Here is a 12,013-nt window from a genome sequence, read left to right as displayed (position 1 = left end):
TCTGTTCCCAAAATATAGTTCATAATTTATCCTTCTCCTTTGGTATAATATAGATTAATTATACCAAAATTGACAGATTATTAATAGTTTTTTATAGGTTTTCGCACAGCCTGCCGGGGGTTTTTATTAGGCCTAAGTTTCTCATAACAAGAATAAATTTATCTATTTCAATTGGCTTACAAGCATAAGCTTCGCAACCAGAATCATATGTCTTTAATACTGTCTCCTTATCATTCAATGCTGTAGTCATTATTATTTTTACTTTTTTATCAGTTTCAATACCATTTTGTTTTTCAATATCTCTGATAGATTTAAGTACCTTTATTCCATCAAGTCTTGGCATCATAATATCAAGACATATTAAATCATATACATTTCCATCTTTTATAGAATTTAAATAGGCATCAAGGGCCTCTATACCATCTACAGCAACGTCACACTCACCATATTTAGAAAGAAATTTTTTCATAAATAATCTGCTTGCAACGTCATCCTCTGCTATTAATATTCTCATTTCTTACACCCCTTTATCTAAATCTATCTTATGGTATTTCTATATAAAAACAAGTACCTTCGTCTTTGCTTGAAGTAAATCCAACGTGACCCTTTAGATATTTTTCACCTAAAAGCTTCATACTATATGTACCTAGTCCTCTATCATTCCCTTTGGTAGAAAAAGACCGCTTAAAAATGCTATTTTGCACAGACTCACTAATATAGCTAGGGTTTCTTACCCAATATCGCACATATTCATTTTGAACACTGTAACAACCCATAGTAACAACTCCATTATCCACTGTAGCTTCAAGTGCATTCTTAATCATATTACCTATTACTCTTTTTAATATGCTACTATCATTTTTAAGTTCAACATCCATAGAATCTTCAGCTATTTTTATTGTCTTATTTGTTGAATTGCTATAACCAGTATAAAGCTTTTTTAATGCATACAATATTTCTTTAGAATTAAACTCCAACCTTTCTATAAAAAGGTCATTATTTTCAGCAGCTAATATTTGCTTTTGAGATTGTATTTCATCTATAAGTCCTTCAAATAACCCCACAACCTCCGCAACTTCATTTTCATATATTGCAGGCACTTCGCTTTTTAGTAGGCTAAGTATGCCTTTTAAAGCTCCTGCAGTATTTATTACATCATGAAAAAATATCCTTTCCATAGCTCTTTTTTTAACAGAATCTGTGGCATCAATAAAAGAAGCCAAATAAAAAATTTCCTTGTTTAGTTCTAGAGGTGCAACATTAACAAATAAGTTCAGCGGTGAATCAAACCCATCCACTTCCCTAATTATTGAAATCTCTCCTTCTATTTCCTGCTTTGCATTAATTGACTTTAAAACAATATTTCCTGCCACACAATTTTGGCAAGCAGATGAAGTCCCACAGCCTCCCTCATTTTTGAAAGCATTAATGCAAATTAAACTTTCACCTGACCTTTGCCCTAAAATGCTCGATATATCATTGAGTTTTAGAAATTTTAAATAAGCTTTATTTGCATAGACAATTTGTCTATAAGAATTCATTATAATTACAAAAACATTCATAGAATCTAATGCCTTGAGATAAGGATCATTAACATTAAAATTTTGCGCCTGCCTTTTTATTTCTTTCGTATCCAGTCTTTCAGATGCCGCATAAAAAGTTTTTAAACCTTGTATAAGCATTAACCCCACCCTTTTATCGCATTATTTTTTATCATCTAAAATAGAATAGATTAATTGAGAAATGTTTTTTAAAGATGCTTGTTTAGTAACCGCACCAATATCATAGGCCACCTTTGGCATACCATAAACCACACTAGACTTTTCATCCTGTCCGATAGTAAATGCTCCTCTTTGCTTCATTTTCATAAGGCCTTTTGCTCCATCATAACCCATTCCTGTTAAAATTATTCCAATTGCTAAATTCCCAGCCTTCTCTGCCACTGAATTAAATAGAACATCCACTGATGGACAATGTCCATTTACTTTGTCACCTGTAAAACATTCTACAAAATAATCATTTCCCCGCCTTGCGAGTTCCATATGCCTGTCTCCTGGGGCAATAAGGATTTTTCCTGGAAGAACTATATCTCCATTTTCAGCTTCCTTAACATCCATAAGGCAGAGGTTATTTAATCTATCAGCATACATCTTTGTAAATACAGCAGGCATATGTTGAGTTATTATTACACCGGGCATATCCATAGGAAATCCTTTAACCACTTCTAAAATAGCTTGAGTTCCACCTGTAGATGCACCGATTGCAATAATATTATTACTACTTCTAGAATTAATTTTACCTATATGCCTTTCACTGGCATTATCCACCTTAAGATGCGAAACCTTGGCCATAGATGCAATTTTCACTTTTATAATTAGTTCATTTATAAAGACTTCCCTATTTGAACCTACTACTGAGTTCATTTTTGTAACAAAATCCACAGCTCCTGCGTTTAGCGCATCAAAAACATTATCACTTACTGCACTTACCACAACCACAGGTATGGGATATTGTGGCATCAGTCTTTTTAAAAACTCAATACCATTCATCTTTGGCATTTCTACATCTAGAGTCATGACATCCGGCTCAAGCTCTATTATTTTATCCCTTGCTTCAAATGCATCTCCTGCGGTGCCCACTACCTCTATGCCACGATCTGCAGCGAGTCCTCTTGCAATGGTTTCTCTAAAAAGTACAGAATCATCAACAACTAATACTCTTACCTTTTTTACTATACTCATGGTCTTCTATCCTTTCCTGTAAACTGCGGGCATAATATACTTATATTTAGTCTCATCCTTATTTACAGACTCAGAATGACCTATAAAAAGATAGCCTCCTGGTTCTGTCATATCATAAAATTTATTAATTAATTCCATCTTTGTTTTCGGTTCGAAATATATCATCACGTTTCTGCAAAATATAACATGAAACCTTTTTTTAAAAGGAAATATTTCAGTCATTAAATTAAAATTTCTATAAATTATTTCATTTCTTATTTTCTCAGAAATTTGGTAATTTTCATCTTTAATTTTATTAAAATATCTTAGCCCCCAGCATTTCGGAATAGTGATCACGGCATCACCAGAATAGACTCCCTTTTCAGCTGTTTCTAATACTTTTTGAGATATGTCTGTAGCCAGTATCTTTGTATTCCACATAGGCTTACTAGTTCCAAAATAATCTGCAATTATCATTGCTAGGGTATATGGTTCCTCCCCACTAGAACAACCTGCACTCCAAATCCTTAAATCTTTAGTTTTAGAACTTAACTCTAAATATGGAAGCACAGTATCTCTAAAGTATTCAAAATGATCTGCTTCTCTCATAAAAAAAGTATGATTAGTAGTAAGCTTATTTATAAGAGTACTAATTTCATTTCCTGAAAAGTCCTTAAAAACAAATTTTAAATAATCTGAAAAATTACTAAAACCTTTCTCTATAATCATATTACTAAGACGACCCTCAATGAGAATTTTTTTTTCTATAAGGTTTATTCCATAATTTGTTTTCATATATCCTGTAAGTTCTCTGAATTCACTATCTTTTAAAATTATCATATTGTCACCTTTAATTTTTTATTAAACCATGGTACTTGAAAGCTAAATACCATGATCTTAATAGATATTTTTTTAGTATTTTCCGAAATCTGTATTACTGAGTGATATTCTTGGTTTACTATTAGTTGCAGCTGCCTCAGCATGCGCAGAGTATTTATTATTTATCTGATTTGAATTTCTCTGAGCTCCTATTGATGATTCATTGTAAGATTCAGTACTGCCTCTTTTTAGTCTAAACTTCCCTACCATATTCTTAAGCATAGATGCTTGACTTGAGAGTTCTTCGCTGGCTGCTGCACTCTGCTCTGCAGTTGCTGAATTAGTTTGCACCACATCTGAAACTTGTTCTATCCCCTTATTGATTTGATATATCGCAGTTGCCTGTTCATTTGAAGCCGCCGCTATCTCTCCTACTAAGGTTGCTGCCTTAGATACTCCTACAACTATTTGGTCAAGAGATTCTGCAGTATTATTAGCGATTTTTGTTCCTATTTCTACTTTTTTCATAGATCCTTCAACTAAATCTGTAGTTTCCTTAGCAGCTTTTGCACTTCTTGCTGCAAGATTTCTTACTTCCTCTGCTACTACTGCAAATCCTTTACCATGTTGTCCCGCTCTTGCTGCTTCAACTGCAGCATTAAGTGCTAACATATTAGTTTGGAAAGCTATGTCATCAATAACCTTAATTATTTTTGAAATACTTGAGGAAGACTCATTGATTTCCTCCATGGACTTAAGCATCTCTTTCATATGAGAATTTCCAAGGGCTGCTCCTTCTTTAGCATTAAGTGCTAGTTCATTTGCTTGGCTTGCATTAACTGCATTTTGTTTAGTCTGAGCTGCTACTTCTGTAATAGAAGCCGTTAATTCTTCTATAGAGCTTGCTTGCTCTGTAGTACCTTGAGACAATGCCTGACTTCCATCTGATACTTGATTAGAGCCTGCGGATACTTGATCTGCAGCATTGTTTATTTCTGTAAATACTTCATTAAAGGATTGAATTATAAGGTTTAATGCATCCTTAATTTGAGCAAAATCGCCTTTATATTCATTGTTAATTGATAACTTAAGGTTTGAGTTAGACATTTCATCTAAAACCTCTGAGATTTCAGTTACATAGGAGGATAGTGAATCTATGGTGTCATTTAATGCATTTTTAATGTCTGCATGATCTCCTTTATAATCTCCCTTAACCTTCACTTTTAAATTACCATTTGCCATTTGTGCAAGTACTGCTGATGCTTCCTTGACAGGTTCGATAACAGCATCCAGGGTATTATTTACACCTTGTACAATTTTTTTGTAATCTCCACTATGTTTTGAGGCATCTGCTCTAGTTGATAGTTTCCCTGCTACAGCTGCTTCTACTAAATTGCTTGCATCAGATACAAGTAAATTAATACTATCTATACAGCTATTTAAATTATTCTTAATTTCATTGAAATCTCCATTATAGGTATCTGTGATTCTTGGCGGTATATCTCCCTTACTAATTCTATCTACATACTCTGCTGTTACATTTATCGGTCCTACGAAGGCATCTATAAGCTTGTTTACCCCAACTACAATTTCTTTGTATCCGCCTTTAAAAGCATCTCCATTTCCTCTAGTATCAAGTTTTCCTTCAACTGTAGTTTTTGTTAGCATTTCTGTCTCTAATGCAAGTTTTTGAAGTGTCTCTACTACAAGTTTCAAATTTTTTGACAACACATCTTTATCAGACTTGGGTATAATTTCAATACTTAGTTCTCCTGCTGCAATTCTCTGCGCCACTTCTGATTGCCCCTTAATATTATCTATCATCTTAGCAAAAGACCCCGTCAATTTTCCAATTTCATCCTTTGTTTTTGATTCTATATTTACATCAACATCACCTAATGCTAGCTTATCCGCTGCTTGTGCTAGGAGTTTCATAGGTGTACTAATAATCTTGCTAAGAAAAAGTCCTAAAGCAATTGCCATAATTACTCCAATAACAATAACAATAAGCATGATATTTATTGCTCTACTTGCAGCAGTTGTATTATCCTCCGCTTTAGTCTTTGCATCTGCTACTTTCATAGCAATTAATTTATCTATAGACTCCTGCAAGGTATTTGATGCTTTTCCTAAATCCCCTGTTGCACTTAGCAAAGCAACAGCTTCAACATTCTTGTTAGCTTTTGCCAAGACTAATACGTTACCCAGTTGAACCTCAAAGTTATTATTCTTGCTATTAAAATCTTTAAATGCATCTTTCATTTCACTTGAAATTGAAGTCTTATCAACTTCTGCTGCATTTTTTTTCATATCAGCCATTCTTACATTTATAGAATCTTCTATCACTTTAATTTTCCCAGAATTTTGCTCAATGATTATGTCTCTTAACCCTACACGTATCATTTGAAAGTCTTTATTTATATCCGCTACTTGTGATATTGGCACTGTCATATGCTCATAAAGCTCCGTATCTGAGTTATCTGCTGTTTTTAAACTTATTATACCTACTGCTCCAACAACTGCCGCAATAATAGCTACAACTATAAAGGATGATAAAAGCTTACCTGCAATTTTCATATTCATAAACCATTTCATAAGTATAGCCTCCTAATACTATTTTTTCTTTTATTTTTTAATGATTAATATTTTCCAATGATTGAGTAATTGACATCCTGCATCCCATATTTTAATATGTTGACGAGGTTTTAAGTAAGGCAGCGCATATTCCTTAATAGTATCTAGCGTTTGCATATCCCTAAAAAAGTACGTAAAAGCCATTTAATCCTCCTTTAAATCTAAATTATTGCATCTAATCTTTGAAATTCCTCATCATTAAGCAATTTATCACAATCTAGTAGTAGCTTAACCTCATTTCCTACTTTTCCTATTCCCCTAACATAACGATTATGAAATCCTGTTTTTATATCCGGTGGGGGGACAATATTACTGTCATCTATACTAATTACTTCAGCCACATTATCTACAATAAGTCCCACTGAAACTCCCTTTATGTCAATTACAACTATGCAAGTCCTATCATTGTACTGCTTTGAATCTTTTTTAAACCTAAGTCTTACATCAATAACGGGAATAATTTTTCCCCGGAGGTTTATTATTCCTTTTACATACGTTGGTAGTTCAGGCACTTCCGTTATGTCCTGTATACCAATTATCTCCGTGACAAACTTAATTTCAATGCCATAAGCCTCCCTACCAACAGAAAATGTGAGAAATTTACCTTTTTGAGTGTCCTCTGAAGTTTCCAGAACTTCATCTAAAACCTCTGCCATTTTTTTTACCACCTTTCCTTAGTTTTATCTGTCTAAAACACTACTTACATCTATTATAAGACTAATATTACCATCCCCAAGTATTGTGCATCCGGCAATACCTTTTGCTTTCTTAATATAAGCGGGTAGTGCCTTAACTACCACTTGTTGTTCTCCAATTAAAGAATCCACAAACAAACATGCAGCTTTTGTATTATCCTCTACCATCACCATTATTCCTTCAGTTGAATTGGTTACCTTAGTATTTATATTAAATATTCGATGAAGTCTATATATCGGATAAGCTTCACCTCGGATCATTATCATTTCGTTCCCCTCTGAATCAGCAATTACCTCATTCTCTTTTGGTCTAAAAGACTCACGAATAGCTGTAATCGGTATTGTATATTTAGTTTTTCCAACCGCTACTTCTAACCCATCAATTATTGCCAAAGTTAAGGGAATCTTAATTGATATACTACTTCCTTTTCCCTTTATACTTTCAATAGAAATAGCTCCCCCAATGCTATCAATATTTTTCTTCACTACATCCATTCCTACGCCTCGCCCAGAGTACTCTGTAACACTTTTATTTGTAGAAAACCCAGGTAATAGAATATTCGAAAATATTTCTTTGTCTGTTAATTCCTCCTCAGGTTTAGTAAGTAATCCTTGAATTTTAGCCTTCTCATATATCATTTTTCTGTCTAAGCCTCTTCCGTCATCCCTAACAATTATAAATACATCCCCACCAGCATTTTTTGCCTCTAAGGTTATTTTTCCCGTTTTGGGTTTACCAAAAGCTATTCTTTCCTCTTTTTCTTCCAGCCCATGATCTAGTGAATTTCTCACCAGATGCATCAATGGGTCGGAAATATGATCAATAATGTTTTTATCTACCTCAGTATCCTCACCAATAATTTCAAGTTCAACTTCTTTATTTAATTTTTTACTCATGTCTCTCACAATTCTGTTCATCTTGTGAAAAGTCATAGATACTGGTATCATACGTATGGACATTACAATATCTTGTAATTCATTAGTAAGTTTTCGTAGCTGCCTTGCGGATTTATTAAAATTATCTAATTGCAAGTCCTGTAAATCCGGATTTTTTGTAACCATGGCTTCTGAAATTACAATCTCTCCAACCAAATCCAAAAGCATGTCTAGTTTTGAAATATTTACACTTATAATGCTTTGTGGCTTTCCACTTTTAATTATATCTAAATTCTCTTCTTTGTTTGGTTCCTGCTGCTGCGTTACTTCCTCCAGAACATCCTCAAGAATAATTTCTTTTTTTTCTTTTAATGCTTTGATTTCTTCTGGGTAATCTTCCACTTGTAGCAGTTCCAATTCTCTTAAAAAAATAGTTTCATTTAGTTGTGCTTCAATTTTTTCTTTTTCCACCGAGGTAGAAAACCCTATTAAAAACCCATTTTTTCTAATGTATTCCACACTATCGTTGCTTTCTATAATATCTTTTGGGATGTGATAAATTTCGTCCGCTATATCCTTAAGATTGTGAACTACAGTGTATGCTCTTACATTTTCCATCTCACAACCATCTTCATAAAAAATTTTTGCAAGATACTTCTGATTAACTTCTTTGCTTGCGCTTTGATATGAACTTATATAATATTTAATATCCACTTTAGGTTCTGTAGAATTATTATTGCTGATTTCACAATTATCTTCTTTCATGGTCCTCAGAAGGTTTGAACTTTTCTGCACCAATATTTCACTAGAGCCATTCGCTTCGTTGTCGTTTTCAATTTTTGAAACCTCACCTTTGATAAAATCAATACCGGAAAGCACCAAATCAAACAAGTTTTCAAAGTCAATTATTACAGCTTTATTTTCTCTGATAAAGTAAAATAAATCCTCCAGCGAATGTGCTAGAACAGCTATATCGTTAAACATCATCATAGCTGATGAACTTTTTATAGTATGCATTATTCTAAAAATCACATTTATTGCTTCTGTATCAATTTTTTTGTTTTTTTCACATTCAATACTAATTTCTTCAAGCTGCTCCATTAGTTGCGTAGCTTCGAAAAGATATACTTCTAGCATTGGTTCTCTGCTCATTCCATCATCTGACATAAATGTCCCCCTCTTTCTAGAATAGTGCTAAAATTTACTAAAAGCTTTTACTATTGTTTCTTCCTTAAATGGTTTTACTATAAAGCCCAATGCTCCTGAAATCACGGCATCTCTCACAATCGTTTCTTGTCCCATTGCAGAAATCATAATGATCTTTGCATTTTTATCAAAGGCTTTTATAAGTTTTAATGCCTCAAGTCCCTCCATTACAGGCATTGTAATGTCTAAGGTTACAATATCTGGTTTAAGAAGTTTATATTTTTCAACAGCTATTTCTCCATTTTCGGCCTCGCCAACTACTTCAAACCCATTTCTTTCAAGCATAGCTTTTAATGACATCCTCATAAATACTGCATCATCTGTAATCAAAACTCTTTTCATTAAAATCCACCCCTCTAAAAGCTTAATATATTATCAACGGCTAAAAGCATTCGCTCTTTTAAATTAAAAAATGTTTTTACTAGCATAAAAGAACCATTAACTCACGATTGAAATCACGAGTGTGCATGGTTCAGTTATCAAAAGAAAACATTATGGTTGTAATTTGAGGATAATTTTGGTAATCCTCTGCATATGCTTTACAAAAGTATTTTATGATTTCCCTCTCACTATTAAAATGCCTATATATAGCTGCTTATACCTCCATGTTAGTTATAGCTAACTACTACTAATAATATTATATAGGAATTTCTACATATTTCAATATAAATCTACACTGAAATTTTTACAAATTTAGTACATTTAGATAGTGTTTTTACAAAATTCTCTCAATTTTGTTCACATATTTCGTATTTTTTCCAAAATATTGAATTCAATAAACTATATTGAATTTTTAAACCCACCTGACCATAAATCCCCCTCAGTTTGATGAAAAAAATAGAAAAGTTACAAGCACCTTTCTACTATTTATTTCAAGTTTTGTGTAAATTTCTAAATGTTTTATGGTTACAGTGATTTTCTAATAGCCAGTTCTACAACTTTATATGCTCCGTTACAACTCCCTATCTTGTTTTTGTGACCATCTAGGTCCCATAGAATACAGAGAGTTAAGATGCGAATTTACCTTTCCTCCCGTAGTTTCGCTGTATGAATTTAAGTCAAACCAATAAGGTGTATAGCTCATGGAATAAGCAGCAGAAGCTATTGCTACAGATATTCTATAATGTCCAAAACCCATTCTAATATTACCAATAATAATGCCTTTATCAGTATTAATACTTTCCGTACCCTCTGAAGTTACAATATTCTTTATGCCAATGAATGGTGATAAGGTTGCATTATCAGAAGCACTTAAATAATATACACTGTTTGAATCGTCACCAAAATTTTTAATGTGTTTGTTTTTTGCTTTTACAGCTTTATTGTAGACTTTATCTGAAATTTCATTACCGAAAATACTTCTTGATCTTTCCATTTATAAATCCCCCTTTATAACAAATACTCTACTCTCATAAGGCTTTAACACTAATGTTTTTTCTTGTAGCGTATCTTGATTTGCCTTGTCAAAATAAATCTCTTTAAGTTCACTAAATTTATTATTATAGCTTATATCCTTGTTTTTTTAATTTATAATTGCTAAATATCTACTTTCATCTTGTGTATACATAACTTCAACAAGTCCATTTCTAAATGGCTCAACGCATTGTATTTTCTTTTCTTTTAAGTTCATTATATTATCAAGTGCATAAAATCTATTCCAATTGCTTCCAGAAAGCGCAAGTTCACCATGATTATCTTTTAAAATCCAGTGTTTTTTTTCTTTGAAAATCTTAGAATTTGTTTCACAAACAAAAGGAGCAAGCCCATAAAGGAAATTCTCCTACCTTTTTTGAATTTACTTCTGTCACTTAACGTTGCAATCCATGGTTCAGTTATCAAAAAATCTTCCAAGCATTGTGATTAATCCGATTATTGTTAAAAATCCGAAAAATGCTACCTGGAGAATTACTGTGATAATACCTGATTCTTTAGTTGGTATATAATAGAAATTTAAATATGAACCTACAATACCTGATAATAAGGACCAACCAAATTGACCTAACGAATAAGCGGTTTCTCCTCCAATATCTTTATAACTTTTTAGAATAGTACCTCTCAAAATCAACTTTTGACACAAACTCATTAATGAATGGGTAATTGTGATATAAAAGGCATCATTATCAATATTACTTTTAATTGACCCATCTTTTTTCCCTTGATCCATTGCATCAAAAATAGCTGATTTTGTATCAATTATTATTTTTTCATAACTCACCAAATTTTCTAATGGTATAGCTTCTTTTACAATATAATTGTCAAAATGCTCTAAAAAGTTTAAAAATTCAGGATACTTTAGGTACACATTTATAAAAAGATTTAATAATGCAACATATAATTTTGGTGATAGTACTTATGTAAAGTGTAATATAATGTTATTCTTATAACGTACAGGTAATAAAATGAGGAGATGATAAAAATGACTAGTACAGAATTAAATAAAAAAGCACCAGCTTTTGAAATGAAAGATTCTAATGGAAATAAATTTAAGCTTTCTGATTTTAGAGGAAAAAGTAATGTGTTAATTGTATTAAATAGAGGATTTGTTTGACCTTTTTGCAGAAAGCATATGATGCAGTTGCATCAAGATTATGATAAGTTTGAAAAAAGAGATACTAAAATAGTTGCAATTGGACCTGAAAATGAAAAGAAATTTAAAGAGTATTGGGAAGAAAATGATTTTAAATTCTATGGTATTCCTGACGAAAAACAATATGTGCTTAAACTATATGGACAGGAAGTTAATTTATTTAAGCTAGGGAGAATGCCAGCACAGATGTTAGTAGATAAAGAAGGTTTATTACGATATATACATTATGGTCACTCTATGAAAGATATACCTGAAAATTCTGAAATATTCGACCTTATAGATACACTGTAGATTGGCGAGATTTTACATGTCAGTGAAAACGCAAATTCGGATACCCCATAGTTTTTTCTGAAATCGAGTAGGAGCTAAATAATTAATTTATTTAGCGACCTCTCACACCACCATGCATACCGTTCGGTACACGGCGGTTCAATAGAAATTAATGTTTTAATAAATATGTCTCAGATATAGAAACT

Annotated in this window: 11 protein-coding genes and 1 pseudogene; 2 read left to right on the top strand and 10 right to left on the bottom strand. The window is 32.4% G+C overall.

Features of this window, described 5'->3' with window-relative positions:
• Positions 1-91: 91 nt before the first annotated feature.
• The 10 genes from ACREVU_RS08390 to ACREVU_RS08345 all read right to left on the bottom strand — a co-directional run bounded on the left by ACREVU_RS08390 (position 92) and on the right by ACREVU_RS08345 (position 11,252).
• Positions 92-514 carry a response regulator gene (locus ACREVU_RS08390; RefSeq protein ID WP_431551154.1) on the bottom strand — a complete coding sequence of 141 codons (423 nt, stop codon included), beginning with the start codon at positions 512-514 and terminating at the stop codon, positions 92-94.
• 28 nt (positions 515-542) lie between these two features.
• Positions 543-1,682: a sensor histidine kinase gene (locus ACREVU_RS08385; protein ID WP_431551153.1), complete on the bottom strand. Its 1,140-nt coding sequence runs from the start codon at positions 1,680-1,682 to the stop codon at positions 543-545.
• Positions 1,683-1,703: 21 nt separating this feature from the next.
• Complete coding sequence (locus tag ACREVU_RS08380; protein WP_431551152.1) at positions 1,704-2,741, bottom strand: protein-glutamate methylesterase/protein-glutamine glutaminase; 1,038 nt, start codon at positions 2,739-2,741, stop codon at positions 1,704-1,706.
• Between the two features lie 6 nt (positions 2,742-2,747).
• Complete coding sequence (locus tag ACREVU_RS08375; protein WP_431551151.1) at positions 2,748-3,560, bottom strand: CheR family methyltransferase; 813 nt, start codon at positions 3,558-3,560, stop codon at positions 2,748-2,750.
• Between the two features lie 72 nt (positions 3,561-3,632).
• Positions 3,633-6,134, bottom strand: coding sequence for a methyl-accepting chemotaxis protein (locus tag ACREVU_RS08370; protein ID WP_431551150.1), 2,502 nt, complete (start codon positions 6,132-6,134; stop codon positions 3,633-3,635).
• Positions 6,135-6,334: 200 nt separating this feature from the next.
• Complete coding sequence (locus ACREVU_RS08365) at positions 6,335-6,829, bottom strand: chemotaxis protein CheW (protein WP_431551149.1); 495 nt, start codon at positions 6,827-6,829, stop codon at positions 6,335-6,337.
• A 24-nt stretch (positions 6,830-6,853) separates the two neighbouring features.
• Entirely contained in the window at positions 6,854-8,911 is a 2,058-nt protein-coding gene (locus ACREVU_RS08360) for a chemotaxis protein CheW (RefSeq protein ID WP_431551148.1), read from the bottom strand.
• Positions 8,912-8,938: 27 nt separating this feature from the next.
• Positions 8,939-9,292 carry a response regulator gene (locus tag ACREVU_RS08355; protein WP_431551147.1) on the bottom strand — a complete coding sequence of 118 codons (354 nt, stop codon included), beginning with the start codon at positions 9,290-9,292 and terminating at the stop codon, positions 8,939-8,941.
• Positions 9,293-9,902: 610 nt separating this feature from the next.
• Positions 9,903-10,325 (bottom strand): DUF6937 domain-containing protein, encoded by a 423-nt coding sequence (locus ACREVU_RS08350; RefSeq protein WP_431551146.1) that lies wholly within the window; start codon positions 10,323-10,325, stop codon positions 9,903-9,905.
• A gap of 453 nt (positions 10,326-10,778) precedes the next feature.
• The gene (locus ACREVU_RS08345) at positions 10,779-11,252 is read right to left on the bottom strand and encodes a hypothetical protein (protein ID WP_431551145.1); all 474 of its coding nucleotides are present in this window, start codon (positions 11,250-11,252) and stop codon (positions 10,779-10,781) included.
• A 114-nt stretch (positions 11,253-11,366) separates the two neighbouring features.
• Here ACREVU_RS08345 and ACREVU_RS21355 point away from each other — a divergent pair, with 114 nt between their 5' ends.
• Both ACREVU_RS21355 and ACREVU_RS08340 read left to right on the top strand, forming a co-directional pair.
• A complete protein-coding gene (locus tag ACREVU_RS21355; RefSeq protein WP_503417257.1) occupies positions 11,367-11,498 on the top strand; it encodes a hypothetical protein in 132 nt (43 codons plus the stop codon).
• A gap of 12 nt (positions 11,499-11,510) precedes the next feature.
• Positions 11,511-11,828: pseudogene (locus tag ACREVU_RS08340) on the top strand (peroxiredoxin family protein); the annotation flags it as partial.
• Positions 11,829-12,013: the final 185 nt, after the last annotated feature.

This window comes from Clostridium sp. (assembly GCF_050717535.1).
In the GTDB taxonomy this organism is placed as follows: domain Bacteria; phylum Bacillota; class Clostridia; order Clostridiales; family Clostridiaceae; genus Clostridium_AD.
The sequence above is the reverse complement of the archived record's forward strand: the minus strand, read 5'-3'. Positions and strand labels throughout refer to the sequence as shown.